Annotated in this window: 24 protein-coding genes and 1 pseudogene; 6 read left to right on the top strand and 19 right to left on the bottom strand. The window is 68.7% G+C overall.

The features are described from left to right. Window positions 1–16: 16 nt before the first annotated feature. Complete coding sequence (locus tag ACZYZ5_RS09845; RefSeq protein WP_463901485.1) at window positions 17–1666, bottom strand: molybdopterin-dependent oxidoreductase; 1650 nt, start codon at window positions 1664–1666, stop codon at window positions 17–19. Window positions 1667–1886: 220 nt separating this feature from the next. On the opposite strand from ACZYZ5_RS09845, the gene moaA reads away from it, so the two are divergent. Continuing rightward, window positions 1887–3023 (top strand): GTP 3',8-cyclase MoaA, encoded by a 1137-nt coding sequence (gene moaA / locus ACZYZ5_RS09840; protein WP_463901356.1) that lies wholly within the window; start codon window positions 1887–1889, stop codon window positions 3021–3023. Between the two features lie 7 nt (window positions 3024–3030). Further along, entirely contained in the window at window positions 3031–3297 is a 267-nt protein-coding gene (locus tag ACZYZ5_RS09835; protein WP_463901354.1) for a MoaD/ThiS family protein, read from the top strand. Between the two features lie 82 nt (window positions 3298–3379). Here the strand turns inward: ACZYZ5_RS09835 and ACZYZ5_RS09830 are convergent, their stop codons facing one another. Next, entirely contained in the window at window positions 3380–4516 is a 1137-nt protein-coding gene (locus tag ACZYZ5_RS09830; protein ID WP_463901353.1) for a helix-turn-helix transcriptional regulator, read from the bottom strand. 132 nt (window positions 4517–4648) lie between these two features. Between ACZYZ5_RS09830 and ACZYZ5_RS09825 the strand changes: the two genes are divergently transcribed. Beyond that, window positions 4649–4930 carry a hypothetical protein gene (locus tag ACZYZ5_RS09825; RefSeq protein WP_463901352.1) on the top strand — a complete coding sequence of 94 codons (282 nt, stop codon included), beginning with the start codon at window positions 4649–4651 and terminating at the stop codon, window positions 4928–4930. On the opposite strand, the gene ACZYZ5_RS09820 is transcribed toward ACZYZ5_RS09825, so the two are convergent. The 15 genes from ACZYZ5_RS09820 to ACZYZ5_RS09750 all read right to left on the bottom strand — a co-directional run bounded on the left by ACZYZ5_RS09820 (window position 4919) and on the right by ACZYZ5_RS09750 (window position 21880). Further along, window positions 4919–5875 carry an alpha/beta hydrolase gene (locus tag ACZYZ5_RS09820; protein ID WP_463901350.1) on the bottom strand — a complete coding sequence of 319 codons (957 nt, stop codon included), beginning with the start codon at window positions 5873–5875 and terminating at the stop codon, window positions 4919–4921. The two genes, ACZYZ5_RS09825 and ACZYZ5_RS09820, sit on opposite strands and share 12 nt — an antisense overlap. Then, complete coding sequence (locus tag ACZYZ5_RS09815) at window positions 5872–6531, bottom strand: TetR/AcrR family transcriptional regulator (protein WP_463901348.1); 660 nt, start codon at window positions 6529–6531, stop codon at window positions 5872–5874. Before ACZYZ5_RS09815 ends, ACZYZ5_RS09820 begins: the two co-directional genes overlap by 4 nt. Further along, complete coding sequence (locus ACZYZ5_RS09810) at window positions 6528–8210, bottom strand: class I adenylate-forming enzyme family protein (protein WP_463901346.1); 1683 nt, start codon at window positions 8208–8210, stop codon at window positions 6528–6530. Before ACZYZ5_RS09810 ends, ACZYZ5_RS09815 begins: the two co-directional genes overlap by 4 nt. Then, window positions 8207–9475, bottom strand: coding sequence for a branched-chain amino acid ABC transporter permease (locus ACZYZ5_RS09805; RefSeq protein ID WP_463901344.1), 1269 nt, complete (start codon window positions 9473–9475; stop codon window positions 8207–8209). The genes ACZYZ5_RS09810 and ACZYZ5_RS09805 overlap by 4 nt, the downstream gene beginning before the upstream one ends. After that, window positions 9472–10347, bottom strand: a complete 876-nt coding sequence (locus tag ACZYZ5_RS09800) for a branched-chain amino acid ABC transporter permease (protein ID WP_463901342.1) — start codon at window positions 10345–10347, stop codon at window positions 9472–9474. The genes ACZYZ5_RS09805 and ACZYZ5_RS09800 overlap by 4 nt, the downstream gene beginning before the upstream one ends. Beyond that, on the bottom strand, window positions 10344–11174 hold the full coding sequence (locus ACZYZ5_RS09795) for an ABC transporter ATP-binding protein (RefSeq protein ID WP_463901340.1): 831 nt from the start codon (window positions 11172–11174) through the stop codon (window positions 10344–10346). Before ACZYZ5_RS09795 ends, ACZYZ5_RS09800 begins: the two co-directional genes overlap by 4 nt. Continuing rightward, window positions 11171–11935, bottom strand: coding sequence for an ABC transporter ATP-binding protein (locus ACZYZ5_RS09790; RefSeq protein ID WP_463901339.1), 765 nt, complete (start codon window positions 11933–11935; stop codon window positions 11171–11173). The genes ACZYZ5_RS09795 and ACZYZ5_RS09790 overlap by 4 nt, the downstream gene beginning before the upstream one ends. Window positions 11936–12027: 92 nt before the next feature. Beyond that, the gene (locus tag ACZYZ5_RS09785) at window positions 12028–13224 is read right to left on the bottom strand and encodes a substrate-binding domain-containing protein (protein WP_463901337.1); all 1197 of its coding nucleotides are present in this window, start codon (window positions 13222–13224) and stop codon (window positions 12028–12030) included. A gap of 253 nt (window positions 13225–13477) precedes the next feature. Then, window positions 13478–13963 (bottom strand): DUF1579 domain-containing protein, encoded by a 486-nt coding sequence (locus ACZYZ5_RS09780; RefSeq protein ID WP_463901335.1) that lies wholly within the window; start codon window positions 13961–13963, stop codon window positions 13478–13480. A gap of 174 nt (window positions 13964–14137) precedes the next feature. After that, window positions 14138–15481, bottom strand: coding sequence for a M16 family metallopeptidase (locus ACZYZ5_RS09775; protein WP_463901334.1), 1344 nt, complete (start codon window positions 15479–15481; stop codon window positions 14138–14140). Between the two features lie 180 nt (window positions 15482–15661). Next, complete coding sequence (locus ACZYZ5_RS09770) at window positions 15662–17911, bottom strand: polyribonucleotide nucleotidyltransferase (RefSeq protein WP_463901332.1); 2250 nt, start codon at window positions 17909–17911, stop codon at window positions 15662–15664. A gap of 248 nt (window positions 17912–18159) precedes the next feature. Next, window positions 18160–18429 carry a 30S ribosomal protein S15 gene (gene rpsO / locus ACZYZ5_RS09765; RefSeq protein ID WP_226760651.1) on the bottom strand — a complete coding sequence of 90 codons (270 nt, stop codon included), beginning with the start codon at window positions 18427–18429 and terminating at the stop codon, window positions 18160–18162. A 159-nt stretch (window positions 18430–18588) separates the two neighbouring features. Further along, a complete protein-coding gene (gene kynU / locus ACZYZ5_RS09760; RefSeq protein ID WP_463901483.1) occupies window positions 18589–19839 on the bottom strand; it encodes a kynureninase in 1251 nt (416 codons plus the stop codon). Window positions 19840–19901: 62 nt separating this feature from the next. After that, on the bottom strand, window positions 19902–20756 hold the full coding sequence (kynA, locus tag ACZYZ5_RS09755) for a tryptophan 2,3-dioxygenase (protein ID WP_463901330.1): 855 nt from the start codon (window positions 20754–20756) through the stop codon (window positions 19902–19904). Window positions 20757–20884: 128 nt separating this feature from the next. Further along, window positions 20885–21880, bottom strand: a complete 996-nt coding sequence (locus ACZYZ5_RS09750) for a bifunctional riboflavin kinase/FAD synthetase (protein ID WP_463901328.1) — start codon at window positions 21878–21880, stop codon at window positions 20885–20887. A gap of 236 nt (window positions 21881–22116) precedes the next feature. Here ACZYZ5_RS09750 and ACZYZ5_RS09745 point away from each other — a divergent pair, with 236 nt between their 5' ends. Next, window positions 22117–22896: a DUF937 domain-containing protein gene (locus ACZYZ5_RS09745; RefSeq protein WP_463901326.1), complete on the top strand. Its 780-nt coding sequence runs from the start codon at window positions 22117–22119 to the stop codon at window positions 22894–22896. Window positions 22897–23099: 203 nt separating this feature from the next. On the opposite strand, the gene ACZYZ5_RS09740 is transcribed toward ACZYZ5_RS09745, so the two are convergent. After that, entirely contained in the window at window positions 23100–23522 is a 423-nt protein-coding gene (locus tag ACZYZ5_RS09740; RefSeq protein ID WP_463901324.1) for a hypothetical protein, read from the bottom strand. 229 nt (window positions 23523–23751) lie between these two features. Between ACZYZ5_RS09740 and ACZYZ5_RS09735 the strand changes: the two genes are divergently transcribed. Further along, on the top strand, window positions 23752–24135 hold the full coding sequence (locus ACZYZ5_RS09735) for a hypothetical protein (RefSeq protein ID WP_463901323.1): 384 nt from the start codon (window positions 23752–23754) through the stop codon (window positions 24133–24135). 165 nt (window positions 24136–24300) lie between these two features. Here the strand turns inward: ACZYZ5_RS09735 and ACZYZ5_RS09730 are convergent, their stop codons facing one another. Continuing rightward, window positions 24301–25908: an HNH endonuclease signature motif containing protein gene (locus ACZYZ5_RS09730; RefSeq protein ID WP_463901321.1), complete on the bottom strand. Its 1608-nt coding sequence runs from the start codon at window positions 25906–25908 to the stop codon at window positions 24301–24303. Window positions 25909–26217: 309 nt separating this feature from the next. Here ACZYZ5_RS09730 and ACZYZ5_RS09725 point away from each other — a divergent pair. After that, window positions 26218–26337 (top strand): annotated as a pseudogene (locus ACZYZ5_RS09725) (ATP-binding cassette domain-containing protein); the annotation flags it as partial. Window positions 26338–26404 lie beyond the last annotated feature (67 nt).

Raw genomic sequence — 26404 nt, 5'->3', positions numbered from 1 at the left:
CGCGGTGGCCGGCCGGTTAGGACTTCACGTCAACTCTAACCGTGTGTAAGCCGGTGGCCCCGTTGGGCACCACCGGGGCGCGTTCCTCCACCTGCGCGGCGCCGTCGAGGTCCGTGGCGCGGACCTGGACCTCGTACTGGCCGGGAGTCAGCGGCAGCTCCAGTTTCCACTGGTACCAGGTGTCCCGGGAGATCCCTGGGGCCAGCCGGGCCTCCTGCCAGGCGCCGCGGTTGACCCGGAGCTCCACCCGGCCGATCCCGGTGTGCTGGGCCCAGGCGACGCCGCCGAAGGCGACCGTCCCGGCGTTCACGGGGCGGCCGTCCCGGGGCACGTCGATCCGGGAGGAGGTCTTGATCGGTCCCCGCTCGCTCCAGCCGCGGGGCGTCCAGTAGCCGACGTCGTCCGCGAAGCGCGTCACCTTGAGCTCGGTGACCCACTTGGTCGCCGAGACGTAGCCGTAGAGGCCCGGCACGATGAGCCGGACCGGGAAGCCGTGCTCCAGCGGGAGCGGTTCGCCGTTCATCCCGACGGCCAGGAGCGCGTCCCGGGTGTCCGTCAGCACCTCGAGCGGGGTGCCGGCGGTCCAGCCGTCCGCGCTGCGGGACAGGACCATGTCCGCGCCGTCCTTCGGGCCGGCGAGGGCCAGCAGGTCCCGGACCGGCCAGCCGAGCCAGCGGGCGTTGCCGATCAGGTCTCCGCCTACCTCGTTGGAGACGCAGGCTATGGTGACGTGCCGTTCGATCAGGGGTTTGGCCAGCAGCGCGGCGAAGTCCAGGGAGATCTCGCGCTCCACGAGGCCGGTGACCTTCAGGGTCCACTGGCCCGGGTCCACCACCGGGACGCGCAGCGCGGTGTCGATCCGGTAGAAGTCCCTGTTGGGGGTCACCAGCGGGCCCACCCCGTCCAGCCGGACCTCGGCTCCGGCCGGGATCGGCGGGGCCGGCGACACGGGCACCGGAAGTGCGAGTTTGCTGCGCACTTCATTCACGGCGGCGGCGGCTCCCCGGAACGTCGCGGCGAGCACACCGGCGGCCCCCGCGACGGCGGCCGTCCCGCCGAGCGCCTGCAGAAAACGGCGGCGGGTGGGCGGCTGCGCCTTCGGGGCAAAACCCACGTCAGCATTACTTTCTGGTGCGGTGCTTGCTGGTGCGGTGCTTGCTGGTGCCGTACTTTCCAGAGTGCCACCATCCGGGCCGGCACGCGTGGACGGCAGTCCGGCGTCGGTCTGCCACTCCTCCAGCCGGCGGATCAGCCAGGGCAGCAGGATCATGCCCACCGCGGCTGCGAGCAGCGGGGCCGGGACCGCGGCCCCGGTCAGTTCGGGCCGGCTCAGGACGGCCGCCAGTCCCACCGCGCCGAAGACGGCAATGACGGCAACCCCGGTGAAGCGGCGCCGCAGCTCCAGGATCCCGGACAGGGCAGCCAGCGCGGCGATGAGGAACCCCATGCCGCCCAGCAGGGCGACCTTGTCCGCCGTGCCGAACAACGAAATGGCCCAGTCCTTCACGCCCGGCGGGACCACATCGATCACGGCGCCGCCGACGGCGGTCACCGGGGAGAGCGAAGGACTCAGCAGTCCTGCCGCGAGTTCCCCCAGGGCCAGCCCCGTGCCGACGGCCACGACGCCGGCGGCGGCCGCCCAGCCGGTCGCGTCCCGGTCCGTCATCCGCGGCACAGGGGTTTGCCGGCCGGAGCCCGACAGGGTGCCCGGCTGCCCGTGCTGGGAGGTGTTCACTCCTCCAGCATAGGTTCGCGCCGTCCGGCCCGTATGACCAATCCGTGGCCGGCGGCATCGGGAAAGCACCGGGAACGCGGCGGAACCCCCACGACGCAGTCCCGGGCCCGACAGGAGTGATGCCGGCGCCGAGTTGGCGTAGCCTGACTTTATGAGTGTTCAGCTTGGTATGCCCCAGCCCCGCGCGGAGGACAGTTCCGGCGCGGGCACCTCCGGCCCGCAGCCGTCCGGTCGCCCGGCCGGAATGCCAGCCGGCCTGGTCGACCGCTACGGCCGCCGTGCCACGGACATGCGGCTGTCCCTGACGGATAAATGCAATCTGCGCTGCACCTACTGCATGCCCGCCGAGGGCCTGGAGTGGCTGTCCAAGCAGGCGGTGATGTCCGCGGCGGAAATTGTCCGGATCGTCCGGATCGGCGTCGACATGCTGGGCGTGCGTGAACTGCGGCTCACCGGCGGTGAACCGCTGGTCCGGGCCGACCTGCTGGACATCATTTCGGCGCTGCGCCAGGCCCACCCTGACCTTCCGATCTCCATGACCACCAATGCCGTCGGGCTGGACAAAAAGGCCGCCGGACTCAAGGCCGCCGGGTTGTCCCGGATCAACGTCTCGCTGGACTCGCTCCACGAGGAAACGTTCACCCAGCTGACCCGCCGCCCCTTCCTCAACAAGGTCCTGGCCGGCGTCGACGCCGCCTGGGCCGCCGGGCTGGGCCCCGTGAAACTCAACGCCGTGCTGATGCGCGGCATCAACGACGTCGAGTCCCCCGCCCTGCTGGCCTGGGCCCTGGACCGCGGCTACGAACTGCGCTTCATCGAGCAAATGCCGCTCGACGCCGACCACGGCTGGACCCGCCGGAACATGATCACCGCCGCGGAGATCCGCGGGCTACTCTCGGTCGACTACGTGCTGAGTTCCGATCCGCGGGACCGCGACGGCGCCCCGGCCGAACGCTTCGAGGTCCGGGCCCGCGTGCCCGGCACGGCCGAGGCCACCGGACCCGTGCTGGGAACCGTGGGGATTATCGCCTCCGTGACCGAGCCGTTCTGCTCCGATTGCCGCCGCACCCGCATCACGGCCGAGGGCAAGATCATGAGCTGCCTGTTCTCCCGGGAGGAAGTGGACCTGCTGGGGCTGCTCCGCGACGGCGCCAGCGACGAACAACTCGCCGAGCGCTGGCAGGACGCCATGTGGATCAAGCCCAAGGCCCACGGCATGGACCACGTCGGACTGGACGCCCCGGACTTCGTCCAGCCGGACCGCAGCATGAGCGCCATCGGAGGCTGAACCACCTGTGAACGTACGTTATTTCGCTGCCGCGCGCGCTGCAGCCGGCGTCGATGAGGAACGCTTTGAGCTCCCTGCGGGAGCCACCGTGGCGTCGCTGCTGGAGGAGATCCTCGCGGTCGAGCGCCCGGAGCCCCCGGCCGGAACACCGCCGCTGGCGCGCCTGCTGTCCCGGAGCAGCTTCCTGCTCAACGAGGTGGCGGTGCGGAACCGTGCGGCGGCGCTGAGGCCGGACGACGTCGTCGACGTCCTGCCGCCGTTCGCCGGCGGCTAGCGACGCGGCCAACCGGGCCCTTCGCAACCGGAGCCTCCACCACGGTGGCGGTCACGGCATGTCCGGTTCACGACAGGCCGGGTCACGATACCCCGGGCGCCGCGCCGGCATCCGCCGGCACCGCCGCGGTGCCGAGAGCCAGGCCCAGCAACGCCCCCCGGCTCCGGACCCCGCAGGCGGCAAAGATGGGCTTGAACTGGTCCTGCACGGTGTAGGGGCGGATCCGCAGGGACGCTGCCAGTTCCGCCGTGTTGAGTCCGGCGGCGGCGAGGCCCAGGAGCCGGTGCTGCTGCGGGGTCAGGGCAAAGCAACGGGCGAACACTTCCAGCCGGTCCGCCGCCGGGCATTCCTGGATGGTCACCGCGAGCGGAGGGGATGCCGCCGGCCGGCCGGCGTCCATCCGGGTGGAACGCAGCAGCGCCCAGGCGCCGAAGCCCACGGGGACACGCGACGTGGCCGGGTGGGAGTCCACCCCGGCTTCCCGTGCCAGCAGCTGGGCGGCGACATTGAGCACCTCCGCCGGAATGCCCTCATACGGCCGGGGCCCGCGCTGCAGCAGCCCCAGCCAGTCGCTCGCCGAGGCCGTCTGTCCCACGACGGCCAGGCCCTCGTCCAGGGTCAGCACCGCCTGCGGCGGCAGGGGCTTCCGCACGGCCTGCCACGCGGGGCCGCTCCCTTCCGCGTCCCGCCGGCACTGTGCCGCCCGGCTCCGGCGGAGGCCGGCAGCCAGCAGCGGCGCCGCGGTGGCGAGATAGTCGGTCTCCGGCTCCGAGAAGGTGCCGTCCTCCGCTGACCGCCACAGGTCCAGCCAACCCCAGCAGCCATGTTTGTCCGCGAAGACCGTGGACAGCACGTCGGTCACCCCGTAGCGGACCAGCAGCCCGTTCCACAGCGGGCTGCGCTCCGGACGGCCGCCGGTGGCCATCAGCAGGGTCGTGGCCGGCCGGAGCTGTCCCATCAGGGCCGTCCAGCGGCACTGGGGCGTCAGATACTTGAGCCGGATCAGCTCCGGCAGCTCTTCCGGACAGGGAATACGGGCCATCGGGGAGGTGCCGGTGGCCGATCCGGGATCCGACAACGGCCAGGCAAAGGCGCTGAACGGCACCATCCGGCCCAGCTCGGCCAGCACCGCCCGACGCAGTCCCCTGTCGTCGAGCACGTCCCGGCAGAGTTGTCCGATGCGTTCCAGACTCCGGCTCAGCGCCCAGCTGGTGGTCATGAATTCAGTATGCCCCCCACCAGATTTCTGGGATACCGCCCGCGGCCCGACGGCGCCTACCGTGGAATATCCCTGCAGACGGGGACCCGGCCGGGAGCAGACAGGTCACAGTTAACGGAAGGACTGAGTGCGATGTACACCCTGCAGATAGAGCACGAAATCACGGATTTTGGCCTGTGGAAGTCAGCGTTCGACCGCGATCCGGTGAATCGTGCGGCGTCGGGCGTCACCGCGCACCGGATCAGCCGCCCGGTGGAAGATCCGCACTACGTGGTGGTCGAACTCGATTTCGAGCGCCGGGACCAGGCCGAGGCGCTCCTCGCGAACCTTCACGCGAAGGTCTGGAATTCCTCCGCCGCGGCCCCCGCGCTCCGGGGCGCCCCGAAGACCCGGATCCTGGAGTCAGCCGCCTGACACACCGGCGGGCGGCTGACCGCCGCTGAATTGCGGCAACTCCGCCACCGCCAGCGCCTCCCGCACGGTGTCCGCGACGGCGGCAGCGCCGGTAGCGCCCATGATGATCGTGTAGTGGTTGACGTCCGGAATCTCCCGGACGATCAGGGCCGGCAGTTTCTCCGCCCAGGTGTCCAGGTAGCCGGGCCCGTACAAGCCGCCGGGTTCGTCCAGCAGGCCGCGGGGCGCCCGCAGCACCAGCGTCTCCACCGCGAGCTCATCCAGGGCTTTCAGGAGTGAGGGGCCGCGGTGCAGTTCGGCGGTGTCGTCAGCCATCGCCTGGTACCGGGTGGCCGGCCGGAGCGCGGGTTCCTCGCCGGTGAGGTCGTAGTCGACGTACTCCTCCACCAGCGGACCCCAGTCCGCGCTGAAGGCCGGGTGCTGCTTCCAGTAGCTGCGGTAGGCCTGCCGGCTGGGGAACGTGGCGTTCAGCCGCTCGGCTGCCGGCCCCAGCACGGTGGCGATGACCTGCTCGTCGCTGAGTTCGGCCGGCACCTGCAGCGGCAGTCCGCCGTCGACCAGCACGAGGGACCGCACACGCTCCGGGAACAGGTTCGCGAGCACGACGGAGGCGAAGGCGCCCATCGAATGGCCCACCACGACCACCGGCCCGCTGCTGAGCGCATCCAGCACGGCAGCGAGGTCCTCGGCGTGCGAGGGCATGCCGTACGGCGCGGGCAGCGCGTTGCTGCGGCCCCGGCCCCGCAGGTCAGGAGCGATGATCCGGACGTCCGGCAGGGCCTCGGCCAGCGCCGGCCAGGCCTTGTGCGACGCCGTTACCCCGTGCACGGCGAGGATGGTCGGCGCGGCCGGGTCCTCGGGACCCCAGAGGGCGGTGTGCAGGGTGCCGCCACGGACCCGGATCTTGGTGGTCCGGTAACTGGAGGCGCTGGCTGGATTATTCATGGGGCTTTCCCTTCCAGGGTCGGGGCGGGGCCGGCGCCCGGGCTCGGGGCGAGCGCGCGTTCGATGAACTGCATCATTTCCTCAAAGACTTCCTCCGGGACGTCCGGCCGGGCACCCTGAGCGGGTACGGCACCTTCCTCATCCCACAGCACCCAGCGCATGCCGATCAGCTCGCCGATGCCCATCAGGGCCCAGGCCGCGACGGTGGGATCCATGTCCCGGACTTCCCCGCTGAGCTGCGCGGCTTTGAGCCCCTCGATGTAGCCGTTGACGATCCGGGTGTAGTGCAGCCGCAGGGCCCCGGGCGAGACGAACTCGGCCTGCCGGATGATCCGGTAGAGCGCGGGGTGTTCCGCGGTGAACTTGAAGAAGGCCCGGAACCCGGCACGTTCGGCCTCGAGCCGGGTGCCGGCAGCGCGGGCGGCTTCCGCCATGGCGTGACGGACCCGCCGGTTCAGGTCCTCGACCACCTCATCGAAAATGGCCTGCTTGCCTTCGAAGTACAGGTAGAAGGTGCCGAGGCCGACGCCGGCCTCCTCGGTGATTTTCACGATGGAGGCCTCGTGGTAGCCCACCGAGGCGAACACCGTCTCGGCGGCCTGCAGCAGCTTGGCCCGGGTACGGGTGCCACGGGCGGTGCGCGGCGCGGCGCTCACCGCCGGCCCCCGTCCGCGGGCAGGGCCGCGTCCTTGCCGTCGGGTCGTCCCGCTCGCCTGCGCCCGTCCAGCTGCTGCCGCAACCGGCCGCGCAGCACCTTGTTCAGCGCCGTGCGCGGCAGCGCCCCGACGGTCTCGATCCGTCCGGGAACCTTGAACCCCGCCAGACGGGCCGCGCAGTGCTCGAGGAGTTCCTGTTCATCCGTGGCCATGCCGGGGCGGATCACCACAAAAGCCACGCCGGTTTCGCCCCAGCGCTCGTCCTCCACGCCGACGACGGCGGCCTGCGCCACCGCCGGATGGGCCAGCAGCGCCGCCTCGACCTCGGCGGGGGCGACGTTTTCGCCGCCGGAGATGTAGATGTCCTTGAGCCGGTCCACGACTTTGATGTAGCCGTCGGCGTCGCGCTCCACCAGGTCGCCGGTGCGCAGCCAGTCCCCGGCCAGGACGGCGGCCGTCGCGACGGGGTCGCGGAAGTAGCCGGCGAAGACCCCCGGGCCGCCCACCAGCAGTTCCCCGGAGGCGGCACCGTCCAGGATGTCCCCGGTCACCGGGTCGGCGACCGCGACGGCCACATGCGGGTACGGTTTGCCCGAGTACCCCACCATCCGGGCGGCATCCTCGTTGGCCAGGCAGAGCACATTGGGCGAGGCCTCGGTCAGCCCGTAGCCCTGGCTCAACGCCACTCCCCTGCGGTGCCAGATCCGCAGCAGGGGCGCCGGCATGGGCGCCCCGCCCACCACGGCGTGGCGGAGGCTGCCGAGTTCTGCGGTGGCGAAATCGGGGTGTTCGGCGAGCATCAGGTACTGGGTGGGGACGCCCATCAGCATGGTGACCCGGCGCTCCGCGATCAGCTGCAGGACCCGCCCGGGCTCGAAGCCGCGTTCCAGCACGACGGTGGCGCCGGTCCACCAGGCCAGCAGCGGCTGGATGTTCCAGCCGCCGACGTGGAATTGCGGCAGCACGGCCAGCACTACGTCGGTGCTGCCCAGGTCCAACGTCCGGGACAGCGAGAGGTTGGTCCAGAAGCAGTTGGCGTGGGTCAGCACGGCGGCTTTGCTGGCCCCCTCGGTGCCGGAGGTGAAGATCATCAGCAGGGGGTCGTCGTCGCGCACTTCCCGCGGCGCTTCGAGCCGGTGCACGTCGGGCCGGCGCACCTCGGGCCGGCGCACGTCTGGCCCGCGGGCGTCCACCCCTGCGGCGCCCGCAGCGGGCACCGCGGCGGCCAGCACCCGGGACGGCGGGGGCACGGACTTTTCGATGCCGCCCGGGCCCAGCGCGGCGGTCCGGGGCCGGTGCGCCAGCAGCGTGCAGGCGCCCGCGGCGAGGGAATCCAGCTCGTCCTCCACGAGCAGCAGCTGCGGGTCGGCAAGCTCCAGCTGCGCGGCGAGTTCCCGGGGCGAGAGCCGCCAGGACAGCGGGACGAGGACCAGCCCCGCCTTGGCGCAGGCGAAGAACACCACCACGTGGTCCGAGCTGTTGCCGGTCAGGGTCGCGATCCGGTCCCCCGTCACGTAGCCGGCAGCCGCCAGGCCGGCGGCGAGGCCGGCTGCCCGGCGTTCCAGCTCGCCGTAGCTCAGCGTGCAGCCCCGGTCGTCGACGGCGATCCGATGCGGGGTGGCGAGGCTGCGGTCGGTGGTCCAGCGGCCCAGCGTGTGCAGTCCGTCAGCGGGTGTCATGCCGATTCCTCCAGGATCTCGCGGGACGTCGCGGTGCTGTCGTTCCCGGTGCTGTCATCTCCGGTGGCCCGGACCCGCCGGTTGCGGCGCTGCGCGAGCCGCTGCGCGGCGCCCGTCAGGCCGCCCGGCAGGAAGAGCACCACGAGGATGAACAGGGTGCCCAGGATGAACAGGGGTTCCGACAACGGTATCCGCAGGATGTCCGGCAGCGCATCGATCGCGTCGGAGTTCGCGAGGGTCGTGAGGCGCTGGTCCAGGATGGTGTAGAAGACGCCGCCGATCACGGCGCCCCAGCGGGAGCCGACACCGCCCAGGACCACCATAACGAGCAGGGTGATGGTCAGGTCGGCGGAGATGGCCCGCGGGACGGCCCCGCTCTGCAGGAGCAGGAACACCATGCCGATGATGCTGACCAGGACGGCGGAGACCACGAAGATCAGCAGCTTCACGAGGTACGGCTGCAGGCCCAGGACGCGGACGCGGAGTTCGTTCTCGCGGACCGCGGCGGCGAGGTGGCCGGCACGGGAGGACTGCACCCAGGTGACCACGATGAAGACGACCACGAGCACCGCCAGGGCCAGCCAGTAAAGGTTGCGGGTATTGACCACCCCGACGAGGAAGTCGGGCAGGTTGTCCGTGCGCAGCGTCAGGCCTTCGTCTCCCCCGGTGGTGCCGTCCGGGTTGCGCCCCACGATCACCGAGCCGGCCTGGGCGAACGCGAGCGTCACCATGGCGAAGGGGATGCCGCTGACCCGGAGGCTGATGCTGCCCACCACGTGGGCCAGCACGATCACGACCAGCAGGGTCAGGCCCATCGCGGGCAGCAGCGGGATGTCCAGGTTCTGCAGGATGATCGCCAGCCCGTAGACGCCGGCGCCGAAGTACAGGGCATGGCCGAAGGAGAGCAGGCCGGCGACGCCGAGCAGCAGGTGGTAGGTCAGGGCCGCGGCGGCCATCAGCATGCACATGGCCAGCAGCTGCAGGGAGCCCGGGGTGTAGGTGGGTCCGGGCAGCACCCCGGGCAGGGACAGGTTGAGCAGCGGCAGCAGGATCAGGAGCACGATTCCGGCGAGCCCGGCGGCGGCGCCGGTGACCGCCCGGCGGGTCAGGCGCGGCCGGCCCGGCGGCGTGGTGCCGGCGGCAGCCGCTGTCCCGCGGGGCCCTGCGGGGTTCCCGGACGTGCTCTTGGCGGCCGTGTTGTTGGCGCTGCCCATGCCGGGGGCGGCGGTGCCGTTGGTATCCGCGGCGTCGGTATCGGTGGTCATGAGGTTCTCCCGAGCAGGCCGGAGGGACGGAACAGCAGCACGAGCGCCAGGGCCAGCACAACGACGAAGTCGCCGGTGCCGCCGAGGTAGAAGTTGGCGAACTGTTGCAGGACGGCGACCGCGACGGCGGCAATGGCCGCGCCGGTCAGCGAGCCCAGTCCGCCGATCACGGTCACGATGAAGGCGAAGATCAGCAGCGAACCGCCCAGCATCGGCGAGACGTAGCCGAAGTAGTGCGAGGCCAGGACCCCGCCGAGGCCCGCGGCGGCCCCGCCGATTGTGAAGACGAGGGTGAAGGCCTTCCGGACGTCGATGCCGAGGGCCGTCACCATGGAGCGGTTCTCGACGCCCGCCCGGATGATCATCCCGTAGCGGGTGTTCTTCAGGAAGAAGACCATGGCGAGCAGCACCAGAACGGCGGCGATGATGCAGACAAACCGGTCGTTGGGAACGCGGGCGCCTAGGATCTCGGTGGTGTCCTTGAACCAGGCGGGTCCCTGGATGAACACCGGGTCAGTGCCCCAGATACCGTCGAAGAGGGCCACCGCGGCGAGCGAGAGGCCCAGGGTGATGAGGAGCTGCTCGATGTGCCGCTGGTACAGCCGGCGGATCAGCACGAACTCGGTGAAGGCGGCAAAGGCGGCCCCTGCCGCGGCTCCGACCAGCAGGGAGAGCAGGAACGTCCCCCAGTCGTCCGAGCCGGCGCGGCGGGCGACCTCCCAGCCGGCGAAGGCTCCGAGGGTCAGGAACGCGCCGTGCGCGAAGTTCAGCACACCCATCAGCCCGTAGATCAGGGACAGTCCGGCGGCCACGAGGAAGTACAGGGCGCCAAGGCCCAGGCCGGTAAAAAGGAGGAGGACGACGGTGCTCACAGGGCGGCGCCTTTCCCTGAGTTTGCCCGGGCGGGGTGTTCCTGAGCTGAGTTTTCCCGTGCGGGGCTTTCCCGGGATGTGTTTTCCCGGGCTGAGTTTTCCCGGGCGGGGCCGTCGGCGGAGACACCCAGCAGCCGCTGGGTCAGCTCGGCGTCGTCGAGGAATTCCAGGGCGCTGCCGGTGTGGACCACCCGGCCGCCGGAGAGGACGACGGCGCCCTCGGCGAGCTGGCGCACAACGTGCAGGTTCTGCTCGACCAACAGGATGGGGACGGTCTTCGCTGCTTCGGCGAGGGTCTCGGCGACCTCGGCGACGATTTTAGGGGCCAGGCCCTTGGTCGGTTCGTCGACGAGCAGGATCTTGTTCGTGTTCAGCAGCGCGCGGGCCAGCGAGACCATCTGCTGCTGGCCGCCGGAGAGGGTCCCGGCCATCTGGGCGGACCGGGCCAGCAAGTCCGGGAAGAGTTCCTCGACGAGCTGGCGCCGGGGTGCGTCGTCGCGTTCGGCGAGCCGGAGGTTTTCCGCCACGGTGAGCTTGGAGAACACTTCGCGGTCCTCGGGGACGTAGCCCACGCCGCTGCGGATGATCTTGAACGTCGGCTCCTTCTCGATCCGCACGCCGCCGAGCTCCACGGCTCCGGCGCGGTCGATCAGGCCGATGATGGCCTTGATGGTGCTGGTCTTTCCGACGCCGTTGCGGCCCAGCAGCGCGGTGATGCCGGTGGCCGGGACGGTAAAGGAGACGTCCTCCACGACCTGCTGTCCGGCGATATGGGCGTTGAGGCCCTCAATCCTGAGGATGGGTCGGGCGTCCGCTGAGGCGGTCATACGGGTTCTCCAAGGTAGGCACTCTGTACGGTCGGGTCCGACATCACGGCCTCCGGGCTGTCCAGGGCGAGCAGGCTGCCGTGGTGCATCACGGCCACCCGGTCCACGAGGCCCAGGACCACGTCCATGTGGTGCTCCACCATCATCACGGTGCAGCCGCGGTCCCGGTGCATTCCCCGGATGATCGCGGTGAGGGACGGGACGTCCCCCGACGCCACCCCGGCCATGGGCTCGTCGAGGAGGACGACGGCGGGATCGGTCGCCAGCAGGACGGCAATTTCCACCTTGCGCTTCTCGCCGTGGGAGAGGTCCCCCGCCGCCGTCGTGAGTTGTCCGGTGAGCCCGACCTCCGCAATGGTGCCGCGGGCAATCCGGGTGGCCTCGTCGGAGGCGGAGGGGAAGCGCAGGATGCTGAAGCTGCCGCCGAGTTTCGCCTGGGCGGCGAGCCGGACATTTTCCAGCACGCTGAGCCGGGGAAACAGGTTGGATGTCTGGAAGGTCCGTCCCAGCCCTGCCTTGGCAATGCGGTGGACCGGCGCGGACGTGATCTCCCTGCCGTTCAGCGTGATGCTGCCCGTGGTGGGCCGCATCACGCCGGAAATCAGGTTGAACAAGGTGGTCTTGCCGGCACCGTTGGGGCCGATGACGCCGATCATTTCGCCGGTGCCGACCGCGAAGCTCACCTCCTGGAGGATGCGGGCGCCGCCGATCTGCAGACCGAGGCCGTCCACCGCAAGGGCGGGCAGGGCTGGGGAATTCATTCGGATCCTTTGTCTCTCGCTGGGAGCGTGCGGGTGGTGCGCGGCGCTGTGCGGCTGTCTTGTGGACCTGTCCGGCACAGCGCCGCGCAGGGCTACTTCTTTTCCGGCGGGGCGACGGTGTCGCCCTCAACCACCTTGATGAGCTCGGGAGCCCAGCTGCCGCCCGTCTGGACGAGCTTGACCTGGTACATGTCCTGGACCAGGGCGTGGTCCGAGGCGCGGACGGTTTCCTTGCCCTTCGGGCCGTCGAAGCTGAAGCCCTCGAGCGCCTTGACCATGGCGTCGGGGTCCGCGCCGCCTTCCTTGATGGCCTGGACGATCATCTGGCCCGCCACGAAGCCGTCGGGGGTGAAAAGGTCCGCCTTCTTGCCGGCCTTCTCGACCGCGGCGATCATCTTCTTCTCCACCTCGTTGCCCGCGGCGCCCGGGAAGTAGTGGTTCAGGAAGCTGATCTTGGAGGTCGCCACACCGTAGGCGCCGAAGGTGGCGGCGTCGCCGAGCCCGGTGACGACCGGGGCGGCGTCAAAGGCGCCCTGCTGGCTCAGGGTCTGCCACATGGTGCCGGACGTGGCCCCGGCCCACGCCACGAAGATCATGTCCGGCTTCGCGTCGATGAGCTGGCGGGCAAAGGGGGTGAGCTCCTGTCCGTCCGGCACCAGGACGGCTTCCACGGTGGCGCCCTTGGCTCCGAGGACCGCCTTGACGGCGGCGACGTTGCCCTGGCCGAAGGCATTGTCCTGCGCGAAGACGGCGACCTTCTTGCCGTTGGTGTCGATGAACGAACCGGCGGTGGCGACGTCCTGCAGGCTCTGGCGGCCCGAACGGAACGTGTACTTGTTGATGCCCTGGATCGCGTCAGTGGCGGCCGGTCCGGAGATGTAGAGGACCTTGTTCTGCGCGGCCTGTTCCGCCAGCTTGAGCGCGATGCCGGAGCTGACCGTGCCGCCGATGATCTTGTAGCCCTTGCCGATCATGTCTTTGGCGGCCGTCACGGCCTTGTCCGGATCCCCGCCGTCGTCGGCGTAGGTGAGGTTGATCTTGGCCCCGTTGACGGCGCCGGTCCCGCCGGTCGCGTGATCGATGCCCGCCTGCAGGCCCTCGTAGTAAGTGGCGCCGTACGCCGCCAGCGGTCCGGTCTTGGAGTAGATGATGCCGACATCGACCGGCTCGGCGGCCGTGGTGCTGCCCGACTCGGCCGGCGCTGCGGTGCCGGCAGTGGGGGCACAGGCGCTGAGGGCGAGCCCGGTGGCCATAACGGCGGCCATCAGGAACTTCTTTGTATCCTTCACGGGATGCCTTTCGTTGAAACTCCCGCGGAAGCTGAGCAGGAGATCTGAGCAGGAGAGTTGACTGGAACTGCGCTGAACCTGAAAGGTGATTCAGATTACGGCAAATCTATGATGTGCCTCACAGGGTGTCAACGGATTTCAAGGGCGGCTTTGCAACGTTATGGCAACGTTTTGGGGCGCGACGTGTGGCAGCCCATGGATCCGGCGCCACCTCGGATCACGTGAACGAGCGTCCGGCGGTCAGCGGGCAGGCTCAGGCGGGGACGGCGGTGTCCCGGGCCACGCGCCGGCAGACCGTGGTCATAAACGGCGTGAATTCGTTCGCGGAACCCAGCCGGAGTCCGGCCGTGTGCGTCAGCACGCCGTCGTCGACCCGGAAAGTGTGCCGCGATGTGCCGCGCTCGCTGCGCCGTTCCATGGTGAGGGTGCCCTCCTGCCAGCTCGCGCGCGCGGGCGCTTCCGGGGGCAGCCCCATGCTGTTGACGTGGTACCAGAGGGTGTCGGGGCGGTCCGGGTCCGTGGTGAACACTCCGTGGCCCTCAAAGCGGGTGCCGTCGGCTTCCGTGTGCCGGTAGCTGTGGGTGACGGCCAGTCCGGCGGCGGCGCGGGCGAACGTCAGTTCGACGGCGGCAGCACGCTCCGGCCCCCACTGCGTGGCCTCCCATCGCGTGGTGCCGGTCCAATGCCCGAGGAACGCCTCGAGCGCCTCGTGTGCACTGCCTGGCAGCGGCCGGTCCATGATTTCCTTCCAGGTGGGGGTCCGCCCGAGGGACCCGTCCCCATCATCACGCGGTGCCGCCTGCCCTGTCTAGGTGCGGACACGCCCCCGGGCCCATGCAGGCCCAGCTCAGCGGCCTGCGGGGCCCATGCAGCGGTCTGCGGGGCCCGTTCAGCGGCCCGCGGGGGCCGGTCCTCAGAGTCCGAAGGTCTCGGTTTCCTCGAAGGGACCCACCACCGTGACGGTCCGCGGGGCCGCGGCGAGTTCGCGGGCGAGCTCCTGGACTTCGGCGGCGGTGACGGCCTTGATCTGGCGCAGGGTCTCGTCGATGTCCTGGTATTCACCGGAGACAAGTTCGGCCCGGCCCAGCCGGGACATCCGGGAACCCGTGTCCTCCAGGGCCAGCACGATTCCGCCGCACAGCTGCCCGACAGCCTTGCGGAGTTCCTCTTCGGAAATGCCGCCCCCGGCCAGGTTGTCAAGTTCGGCGCCGAGCAGGTCAAGTACCTGCCGGACCTTCGACGGCGTGCAGCCGGCATACATGCCGAAGTAGCCGGCGTCGGCGTAGGAGGAGGCGAAGGAGTAGGTCGAGTACACCAGACCGCGCTTCTCGCGGACCTCCTGGAACAGCCGGGAGGACATGCCGCCGCCGAGTACGGCGTTGAGCACGCTCATGACGAAGCGGCGGTCGTCGGTGGCGACGATTGTGGGGCAGCCCATGATGATGTTGGCCTGCTCCACCGGGCGCTTGACGACGTGCAGGCCTGCGGTGCCGGTGATGGCGGCACGGTCGGTGGAGCGGCGCTGCACGGGGGCTGCGTCGGGTTCAAGGCTCCAGCCGGCGGAGTGTAGGGCGTCGACGACGAGGCCGCAGACGACGTCGTGGTCCAGTCCCCCGGCGGCGGTGATGACGAGCTCGTCCGGGCGGTAGTAGCGGTGGTAGTGATCCCAGACGGAGTCGCGTGCGACGGCCCGGATGGCGTCCGGGGTGCCGCCGATCGGCCGGCCCAGCGGGTGGGTGCCCAGCACGGCGGCGACGAAGTGTTCGTGGGCGACGTCGGTGGGGTCGTCGCTGTCCATCGCGATCTCCTCGAGGATGACGTCGCGTTCCTGCTCCATCTCCTGCGGGTCCAGCACGGCACCGGTGATCATGTCGGCGATGACGTCGATGGCCATGGGGAGGTCGGTGTCCAGCACCCGGGCGAAGTAGCAGGTGCTTTCCTTCGCCGTGGCGGCGTTGGATTCGCCGCCGACTTCGTCGAAGGCCGAGGCGATCTCGAGCGCGGTGCGCCGCTTGGTGCCTTTGAACAGCAGGTGCTCCAGGAAGTGGGTGGAGCCGTGCTGCCCGGGGGCTTCGTCGCGGGAGCCGACGCCGACCCAGAAACCGATGGTGGCCGAGCGCTGGCCCGGCATCGCTTCGGTGAGCACGCGGACGCCGCCGGGCAGGACCGAACGGCGCACCTCGGAACCGCCGTCGGCGCCGTGGATCAGGGTGTCAGCGTGCTGGTTCTGCTCAAGCGGCAGGGGGACGACAGTCATTAAGGCCTTTCAGTAAACACGTGCCAAATCTGCCTGCAATCGTACCAGCGGCACACCGCCCCGACGGTCCGGCCGCGGCACCGGGGAGCCATCGGCGGCGGCGGCCGGCACCGCCGCCGCCGTTAACGGCGGCGGGGCCGGTGGATGATCCACCGGCCCCGCCCCTTGATTCAGCTCAGACTACTCTGCGGACTCCAGGGAGACCTCAGCGTTGTCGGCGTCCTCGGAGCCAGCCTCGCCAGCCACAACGGGTGACAGGGAGAGCTTGCCGCGGTCATCGATCTTGGTGATTTCCACCTGGATCTTCTGGCCGACGGAGACGACGTCATCGACGTTGTCCACGCGCTTGCCGCCGGCAATCTTGCGCAGCTCGGAGATGTGCAGGAGGCCGTCCTTGCCCGGAGTCAGGGAAACGAAGGCGCCGAAGGTCGTGGTCTTGACGACCGTGCCCAGGTAGCGCTCGCCGATTTCCGGGATCTGCGGGTTGGCGATGGCGTTGATCGCGGACCGTGCTGCGTCGGCAGACGGGCCGTTCGTGGCGCCGATGTAGACAGTTCCGTCGTCCTCGATCGAGATGTCGGCTCCGGTGTCTTCCTGGATCTGGTTGATCATCTTGCCCTTCGGGCCGATGACCTCGCCGATCTTGTCTACCGGGATCTTGACCGCGATGACGCGCGGAGCGAACTCGGAGAGCTCGTCCGGGGTGTCGATCGCGGAGTTCAGGACGTCCAGGATGTGCAGGCGGGCTTCGCGGGCCTGCTTCAGGGCTGCTGCCAGGACGGAAGCCGGGATGCCGTCGAGCTTCGTGTCCAGCTGGATGGCCGTGACGAACTCGGCGGTACCGGCGACCTTGAAGTCCATGTCACCGAAGGCATCTTCGGCGCCGAGGATATCGGTCAGGGCGGCGTAGCGGGTCTGGCCGTCGACCTGGTCGGAGACCAGGCCCATGGCGATACCGGCAACAGCGGCCTTCAGCGGCACACCTGCGTTGAGCAGGGACAGCGTGGAGGCGCAGACGGAACCCATCGACGTCGACCCGTTGGAGCTGAGAGCCTCAGACACCTGGCGGATCGCGTACGGGAATTCCTCGCGGGACGGCAGCACCGGCATGATGGCGCGCTCTGCGAGGGCGCCGTGGCCGATTTCGCGGCGCTTCGGGGACCCGACGCGGCCGGTCTCGCCGGTGGAGTACGGCGGGAAGTTGTAGTTGTGCATGTAGCGCTTGCGCGTCACGGGAGACAGCGAGTCGATCTGCTGTTCCATCTTGAGCATGTTCAGCGTGGTGACACCCATGATCTGGGTCTCGCCGCGTTCGAAGATGGCCGAGCCGTGGACGCGGGGCAGGACCTCAACCTCGGCGGTGAGCTGGCGGATGTCCGTCAGGCCGCGGCCGTCGATGCGGATCTGGTCCGTGAGGATGCGCTGGCGCACAACGTGCTTGGTGACGGAGCGGAAGGCTGCGGACAGCTCCTTCTCACGGCCTTCGAACTGGCCGGCGAGGGAAGAGGTCACCTCATCCTTGAGCTCGTCGGAGGCGGTGTCGCGCTCCTGCTTGTCGGCGATCTGGAAGACAGCGGCCAGCTTCTCGGCGGCAGCGGACTCAACGGCGGCGTAGACGTCGTCCTGGTAGTCCAGGAAGACCGGGAACTCGACGGTCGGCTTGGCGGCGCGGGCTGCCAGGTCGGACTGTGCTTCGCAAAGGGCCTTGATGAACGGCTTGGCAGCCTCGAGGCCCTCGGAGACAACCTCTTCGGTCGGGGCGGTGGCGCCCTGTTCCTTGATGAGGTTCCAGGAGTTGTCGGTGGCTTCGGCTTCAACCATCATGATGGCGACGTCATCGTTCTTGACGCGGCCGGCAACGACCATGTTGAAGACGGCGTTCTCGAGCTGGGAGTGCTTCGGGAACGCAACCCACTGCGGGCCGTGCTCGTCCTGGACGAGGGCAACGCGGACGCCGCCGATCGGGCCAGAGAACGGCAGGCCGGAGAGCTGGGTGGACATCGAGGACGCGTTGATCGCGACCACGTCGTAGAGCTCGTCCGGGTTGATCGACAGCACGGTGACGACGATCTGGACCTCGTTGCGCAGGCCCTTGACGAAGGCGGGGCGCAGCGGGCGGTCCATCAGGCGGCAGGCCAGGATGGCTTCCGTGGAGGGACGGCCTTCGCGGCGGAAGAACGAGCCCGGGATGCGGCCGGCGGCGTACATACGCTCTTCGACGTCGACGGTCAGCGGGAAGAAGTCGAAACCTTCACGCGGGTGCTTGCCGGCGGTGGTGGCGGACAGCAGCGCGGTCTCTTCGTCGATGTAGACCATCGCTGCGCCGGCTGCCTGCTTGGCAAGGCGGCCGGTTTCAAAGCGGATTACACGCTTGCCGAAGCGGCCATTATCAATGACTGCTTCTGAGAACTGGATTTCGGGACCCTCCATAGAGAGTCACCTCCGTTTCATGGTTCACGGAGTCCAGCCGCATCAACCCAGTCCAGCATCTGTCGGCTGGCCTGCACTGCACCCGGTCATCGATCGAGACCCACGGGCTCAGGCTTCATCCCTTGAAGCCGTTCCCGGAGATCACTACCGAAGACCGCGAATGCGTGATGCGGTTGATCCTCCTGTTGAGTTTTTCTGTGAAGAAGGCGGCCCTTTCCGTCACGGAAGGGGCCGCCCCTTAAAGCTGACTAGCGGCGCAGGCCGAGACGCTCGATGAGCGCACGGTAGCGGGTGATGTCAGTGTTCTTGAGGTAGGTCAGCATGCGCTTGCGACGACCAACCATGGCCAGCAGACCGCGCTGGGTGTGGTAATCGTGCTTGTGCACCTTCATGTGCTCAGTGAGATCCTTGATCCGCTGAGTCAGGACCGCAACCTGGACCTCCGGCGAACCGGTGTCGCCCTCGGACGTTGCGAAATCCTTGATGATGGACTGCTTTACAGCGGCTTCAAGTGCCACGATAACTCCTAGAGATGTGCCGTGAGGCCCGAATCAGTAACTCACTGCCGGGGGTGCTGCGCCGGGAATTCCCCTCCGAAGGGAGGGTTGCCCGTACACAACAAGAGCCAGCCGCCACGGACTGCAGCCGGATCCAACGTTTAGTTTACCGGCACGCCGCTAATCTTGTCGAAACGGCCGGTCCTGCTGCCCGGACGGGCCCTGCGCCAGCCGTTCGCGGATGGCGGCGACCCCGCGGTACAGCTCCTCGAAGGACGTGCTCAGCGGGGACAGCCCGATCCGGATGCCGTGCGGTGCCCGGAAATCCGGAATGACATCCTGCTCCCAGAGCGCCGCAGTCATTTCCCGGAACGCCGGGTGGTCGACCGTGATGTGGCTGCCGCGCAATTCCGGGTCCCGCGGCGTCGAGAGTTCCACGCCCGCCGGGGCGAGCCAGGCGTCGTGGAGTTCGACGGCGAACGCGGTCAGCAGCCGGGACTTCGCCCGGACGGCGGCCATGCCCGCTTCCTCCAGCAGGTCCAGAGTGCCGCGCATGGCGAGCATCCCGAAGATCGCCGGAGTGCCGCTGAGGAATCCGCGGATTCCCGCCGCGGCCTCATAGCCGGGACCCATTTCGAAGGCGTCCTTGCGGCCCATCCAGCCCCAGATCGGCTGCTGCAGTCCCGGCAGGTGCCGGGCGTTGACGTAGGCGAAGGCGGGCGAGCCCGGTCCCCCGTTGAGGTACTTGTACGTGCAGCCTGCGGCGAAGTCGACGTCGGCGGTGTCCAGGGCGATCTCCACCGAGCCGGCGGAATGGCACAGGTCCCACACCACCAGCGCGCCGGCGTCGTGCACGGCCGCGGTGATGCCGGGCAGGTCCGCGAGGAATCCGGAGCGGTAGGCGATCTGGCTCAGGACCACGACGGCGGTGGCGGGCCCGGTGGCGGCGCGCACCTGTTCGACGGTCACGCCCGAGGAAGGATCGGCGTCGATCCAGCGCAGCGTCAGGCCCTCCTCGCGGGCGATGCCCTCGACGAGGTAGCGGTCGGTGGGGAAATTGTCCGTGTCCAGTACGATTTCGGTGCGGGCGGGGTCCGTCACGGCGGCCAGCGCGGCCCGGATCAGCTTGTACAGGACCACCGTGGTGGAGTCGGCGATGATGGTCTGCCCCGGAGCGGCGCCGAGGACGGCCCTGCCGAGCTGGTCGCCGATGGCCTGCGGCAGTTCCAGCCATTCCTCGTCCCAGCCGCGGATCAGCCGGCGGCCCCAGCTGTCCTGGATAAAGCTGCTGATGTCCGTGACGGTGCGCTTGAGCGGGCGGCCCAGGGAGTTGCCATCCAGGTACGACAGCGCCGTGTCGGCGCCGATGAAGTGATCGCGGTAGGCGGCCAGCGGGTCGGCGGCGTCCAGATCGCGGGCGCGCTGCAGCAGGGCTGTGTCGTTGCCGGCGGTGGCCTGTGCCGCGGGCCCCGCCGTTTCCGGCTGAAGGGCGCTCACTGGCCGATCTCCGTCCGGACGGCGAAGAGCTCCGGGAAGAAGGTCAGTTCCAGGGCCTTCTGCAGGAAAGCGGCGCCGCTGGAGCCGCCGGTGCCGGACTTCATGCCGATGGTGCGCTGCACCGTGCGCAGGTGCCGGAAGCGCCAGAGCTGGAAGTTGTCCTCGAGGTCCACGAGTTCCTCACAGGCCTCGTAGGCGCCCCAGTTGTCCGCGGCGTTCTCGTAGATGTATTTGAAGACCGGGACCAGCTCGGCGCAGAATTCATGCGCCTGGGTGACGTCCCGCTCCAGCAGCGAGACGGGAACGTCGAAACCCTGGCGCTTGAGGTAGGCGAGGAAGTCGTCGTAGATGCTTGGGGATTCGAGGAGTTCCAGCAGCATCGCGTGGGCTTCGGGGTCGGATTCGAAGACCGGCAGCATCTTGCGGTTCTTGTTGCCGAGCAGGAATTCCACCGCGCGGTACTGGCTGGACTGGAATCCGGAGGAGTTGCCCAGGAAGCCGCGGAACTGCGAGTACTCGGTGGGTGTGAGGGTGGCCAGCACGGACCACTGCTCGGTGAGGGTTTTCTGGATGTGCTTGACCCTGGCGATGGCTTTCAGGGCCGAGCCGAGATCGTCGGAGCGGAGCCAGGCGGCGGCGCTGCGGAGCTCGTGCAGGACCAGCTTGAGCCACAGTTCCGTGGTCTGGTGCTGGATGATGAACAGCATCTCGTCGTGGTGCTCCGGGGCGCTGACCGGCTGCTGGGCGCTCAGGAGCGTCGGCAGCTGCAGGTAGGACGCGTAGCTCATCTTTGAGCTGAAGTCCCGGACAATATCCTTGTCCAGCTCCCTGGTGTTTTTCTCAATCGTCACGTTTATTGCCTTCCTTGCCCATTGGCGTGCATCACTGCGCGGACCCGCCGGCGAAACCGCCCGCACGGACCGCGGATCAGCCGCGCGGTGTAGCGCGGCGGTTCGGTCCGGCGATTTAACCTTGTGGTCTAGCGCGCGAACAGAATGTTGTGGGCCTGGACCACGTCCAGGCGCATCTGGTCCACCAACGCTTCAGGGCCACGGTACGCCACCATCCCCCGCAGCCTGGCGACGAATTCCACTACTACTGTCTGGTCGTACAGATCGAAGTCCTCGACAGCCTCTTCCGGGCGGTCGATCACGTGCGCCTCCACCTGCCGGCTGACGCCGTCGAAGGTGGGATTGGAACCCACGGAGATGGCGGCCGGCCAGCGCGTACCGGCCTGGTCGACGAGCCAGCCGGCGTAGATGCCGTCGGCGGGGATATAGCCGCTGGCGTTTGGGGCGAGGTTGGCGGTCGGGAAGCCGAGGTCACGGCCCCGCGCGGCGCCGTGGACCACCTCGCCACGCATCCGGTGCGACCTGCCCAGGACGGCGGCCGCCGTGGCGACGTCGCCCTCGCGCAGTGCCTCGCGCACCCAGGTGGAGGAACAGCGGCGGTCCGTGCCGCCGCCGTCGTGCTGATCGCCGTGCAGCGGGAAGCCTTCGGAGCCGAACTCGCTGATGACCAGGACCTCGAAGCCGAGCTTCCGGCCGAGTTCCTGCATGGTGTTCAGGTCCCCGGAGTTGCCGCGGCCGAACCGGGCGTCGTGGCCGATCACGACATGGCTGGCCTTGAGGCTGCCGACCAGGACGCTGGCGACGAATTCTTCGGGGGTGAGGCTGGCCAGTTCGAGGGAGTACTTCATGACGAGGATGGCGTCGAGGCCGAGTTCGCCGAGCGCGACCAGCTTGTCTTCCAGGCCCATGATCAGTTCCGGGGCGGATTCGGGGCGGTGGACCTGCGCCGGATGCGGGTCGAAGGTGATGGCGACGGCCCGTGCGTGGTTCAGGCGGGCGATGCGGATGAGCTGCGAAAGCACCTGCTGGTGGCCGCGGTGTACACCGTCGAAGTTGCCGAAGGTAACGACGGAAGGACCGAAGTCCGCCGGGACTTCGGACGGATCGTTCCAGATGTGGACCATCAACCTCGCCTTTTGCTGCCTGCCGTGTGCACCTCCGGAGAATCCTGCCGGCTCCGGAACTCTCCTAGATTACCCGCAAACGCGGCCCGCCTCCGACGGGCGCCGCCCCGCCCCGGCAGCGTCCTTCCGCGTTCCGGACACCCGGACTACGATGCAAGGGCAACCCGTCCGGCGGCGCCCGCGCGTGCGCCGCTTCCAGCGAGGCCCGCACTGAGCTGCGGCTGAAGGAGAACCCCATGACCGAACTCAACGACATCCTGCGGCAGATCCCGGTAGAGCAGATTGCCGGCATGCTCGGCACCGACCGGCAGACCGCCCAGGCCGCAGTGGAAGCTGCCGTGCCGACGCTGCTGGCCGGCATGCAGAACAACGCACAGGCCTCCGACGGCGCCGCCTCGCTGGAGTCAGCGCTCGGCCAGCACCAGGACGGGCTGCTGGAGGGCGGGGTCGATGTCTCGCAGGTGGACACCGCGGACGGTGAAAAGATCGTGAGCCACGTCTTCGGCGGGCAGCAGGACCAGGTCGCCAGCCAGCTCGCCGGAACGCCGCAACTCGGCGGCGTGGGCGGGGACCTGATCAAGAAGCTGCTGCCGATCCTGGCCCCGATCGTGATGTCCTACCTTGCCAGCAAGGTCCTCGGGGGCCGCGGGCAGTCCTCCGGAACCGGCGGCGCGGGCGGGGCCGGCGGCGCGGGCGGCATCGACCTCGGGGGAATTTTGGGCGGGATCCTGGGCGGAGCCGGTGGAGCCGGTGGCGCCGGCAGTGCCGGCGGGATGGGTGGGCTTGGCGATCTGCTGGGCGGGCTCCTCGGCCAGCCGTCGTCGCCGGCAGCGGTTCCTCACGCGGTTCCTGATGCGCGGGATTCAACGCTGGAGACTCAGGGCCAGCCCGCCGGCGGCGCGCCGCGCCCCGGTGAGGTGATCGACGTCGACCTCCCCGAGAGCCAGCCGGTAGAGCGAAAAAATGACGACGGCGGGCTCGGCGGAATCCTGGGCGGCCTGTTCGGGAAGAAGTAAGCCGGAAAAATGACGATGATGGGGGACAAATTCGTGGGTTGGACCACAAGGGCGCCACACGTGGCCGCTGGTGATCATCATCGACACAGCTACCAACAGGGTGATCGAGCACTTCCGCGTTGACCTCAACGGCCAACCACTGCGCTAGCGCCGCCAACGGCGCTCGGCGCCGTGCCGGTCAGCGGCGCGCGTTGACGTGCCGGTCAGCGTGCTGGGGCCGAGGTGCCAAGTGGTGTTCCCCCGGCACGGTAGTTCCGCCAGTGCAGCAGCACGGCAGCCAGGATCAATGGAACGTGGATACCCGGGAGATTCCGCGCGAACCACGGTGGCAGGTAAATATCCGTGACTGAGCCCGTCTCGTCGCCCAGGTCCCTTGCCACGGCGGTGAGGGGGCAGCGGAAGCCGTTGGCGGCAAAGACCAAGGTTTCGGCGGTGACGACGCCCGCGGCCAGGCCCACCCTTCGGTCGGTGCGGCCGCGGGCACCGGCATAAAGGACGTAGACCATGCAGGCCTCGATCGTGAACCAGGCGGAGGTGTGGAATGCTTTCACGGCCCTCAGCAGGGCAGCACGTTCAGCCTCCGCCGGTTCCCCTGGGGCCTTGAGTCCAGCCATGTGTCCAGCCATGAGTCCAGCGTAGGCATTGTTTGCCGTCGTCCGGTCAGAGGCTTTCGGCCCGCCGGGTGCGGCTTGGGTCTGCGTCCGCACGGGAAGCGGACCGGTGGGCGGGTGCTGCACAGGGTGGAGCTCATGCTGAAGCTATTGTCGAGAGCGTGAATCTCGTGGCCAAAGAGAATGGAACGAAACCTTGGCGGATGATGATGATGTGGGGTCAGGCGTCGGAAAGGATCATTGGTTGGGCGAACTCACCAAGGGAGACCTCCGATTGGGGAAGAAGGCCGTTGGCTTCAAGACCGCTCTTTGTGTGATCGGATTCGTTGCTTGCCTAGGGATCGCGATTTTCGTGTTTCTGAATGTCCCCTGGGACACCCGAATGCCCTACGACGGGAAATACAGCCGGGACGGGAGCGGGATTCCGATGCAGATCGCCATGCTTCCCTGTTTGGCAGTCCTTTTTGGTTTTTGGCGCTCAGGGAGGAAAGCTGGCGCGCATCATATGGGCAAAGGGTCGCGCATCGCGTATTACATTCTCGCGCCGACGATCATCGTGGGATGCGTCTGTGGCCAGTGGATTATGGGGGAATCGATCCTGACTGCAGGTGGATACTTCGCTGGGTAGTGCGCGTCGAGGCCTACCGGAGCCAGCAGTTTCAGTGGATCAGGTGCCGAGGTTCCGGCCGGTTCGCTGTCCCAGTTCCTTGAGTTCATGGATCGTCCGAGTGCGACCCCACTCCCCTTTAGCGTCGCTGCCCCGAGGGGCTGATTCAGATCGGAAGCTCCAGCCTCACTCCAGCCGGAAGTAGCGGTTTCGACGTGGCACTTGGCGCGGATCGACGTGCGGAGGCGGGATGAACCACGGGACGCCGCTTCGCAGTTTAATGGTCCACTGTTCCTTGTGGACCAGGTGATGGTGATGCGAACAGAGCAGCGTTCCGTTGCCCGCCCCGGTGCTTCCGCCGCGGGACCAGTAGTTGATGTGGTGGGCCTCGCACCAGGGAGCCGGGATAGTGCACTGGGGGAAGGCACAGCCCCCGTCCCGCGCCGTGATGGCCTTGCGGATGTGCGGCGGGAAGACCCGGGAGGCGCGTCCGATGTCCAGGACCCGGCCTTGTCCGCCCAGCACAACCGGGATGATGTCGGCATCGCAGGCGATCTTGCGCACGGTCGAGGCCGTGACAGGGCCGGTGAACATCATTGTCCCGGCGTTGGAGCCCGGGGGGCGGGTCTCCGCGTCGGCGCCGCCGAGCCGCTCCAGCAGGTCACGGTAGTCAATGGTGACCATCACCTGCGGGCGCAGCCCTCCCGCGGCGGGCAGGCCTCCGGCGGCCTGGGCAAATTTGCAGCCACCGACGAGGCCGTCGAGGAGCCGCTGCGGCCGGGTGCGCTGATCCAGCAGCTCAGCTGCAGCGGCGTCGTCCGCGTCGGTACCGGATGCGACGCCGGACCGCGGGTTGGTGGCGGTGTTCATGACCGTGAGCAATTGTTCGAACTGGTCGGTTGTGGCGAAGATTTCCAGATGCTGCAGTCCGCGGTGTGCCCGTCGTATGAAGGCGCCTTGGCGGTGGCGCAGCTCCTGCTCATCGGGTTCCTCGCCGTCCTGGTCCAGCGCATCCGTCCACCGTTTGGCGATCCTGGTCAGGAAGTCCGGGTCGTTCTCAACCGCCGTCCGGGTGAGGGCATACTCCATCCGCGCGGCATCCTCGGGTGCGGACACTTGCCGGACCCGGTCCAGGGAAAGGCTGATGATGGTCGCCGCCCGTGAGCTTATGTCCCCCGAAGCGACCACAGCCGCGAGTTCTTCTTTCGCGGCCGGCAGCGGCGGTCCCGATATGCCCGTTCGGGGCAGAACATCCGGGACGAGGGCCAGACGGCGTCGGGCTTCCGGGGCACTGATCCGCAACCGCGCCCGCAGGAATTCCGCGGTGTTCCGGTACCCGTCGTCCACCCATCCTGGGGAAGGAGCAACGCCTTTGGGGTCATTCCAAACAGGGTCGGACGGAGTAGTTTTCGGCGCACTCGCTTCCGTATTCCAGCCTGTCAACCAGCTGGCGGGGGCGTTGGAACCAAACTTCGCGGCGGCAGTCCTGGCTCCAGCCGCTGCCTGGCTTCGGGTCCGGTCGACCGCCGCCGCGGCCACAAGCTGCCAGTAGTCGACCACGCGGGACAGCTCCTCCACGCGGCCGGCAAAGTTGGAGGCTTCGGCCACGCCGAACAGCGCCGCATCAGGCACGGCCGTCCCGTTGCAGGAGCGGAGCAGGGCAAGCGCCGCGTCCAGAGCAACGTCGATGTCCTCCGCCTCGGGAGGAACGGGCGCGAGCCGGGGAAAGCCGGGGAGGATCACGCCGTCCGGCCGGGTGGCCTGTAGCGGGATGAAATCTTCGCTGGCTTCCATAGACAAATTCCACCATGAGGCTGTGACATTTTCGGGGCCTCTGTCTTTGGAGAATTCTCGGGGTATTGCCGGCCACGCTGCACTGCTACGGCTGCCGGGGAGCTACCCAACGCCGCCCAGTTCCAGCCGCGTATAACCCGGATAGGCCCCATACGCGGACAGCCGGAGTTTTTGCCTGGGAGTTCCGCTCGGGGAGCCCTCTACGGCACTTTTCCCGCCGGATCGCTCGGTGGCGCACTCCCAGACTTAGTGTTGCGCCCGGCGGTGGCTACGCCCGCGCTCGTTGGTTCGGTCCGATAGCTCCGCGTAATGGGGTGCGTGACGGCCCTTGACGGACTGGAATTCAAGGTCGCCGCCGGTGAGGTGCACGGTTTCCTCGGCCCCAACGGATCCGGCAAGGCCACAACCCTGCGCCTCCTGCTGGGTCTAAACTCACTGATGGAGAAATAGAAATAAGTCTTGTCATGCTTCGTGTAACCAAAGTGGGCGTGCCGGA

This window comes from Pseudarthrobacter ribosi, from assembly GCF_055412865.1.
This window is presented reverse-complemented; position numbering and strand designations above follow the sequence as displayed.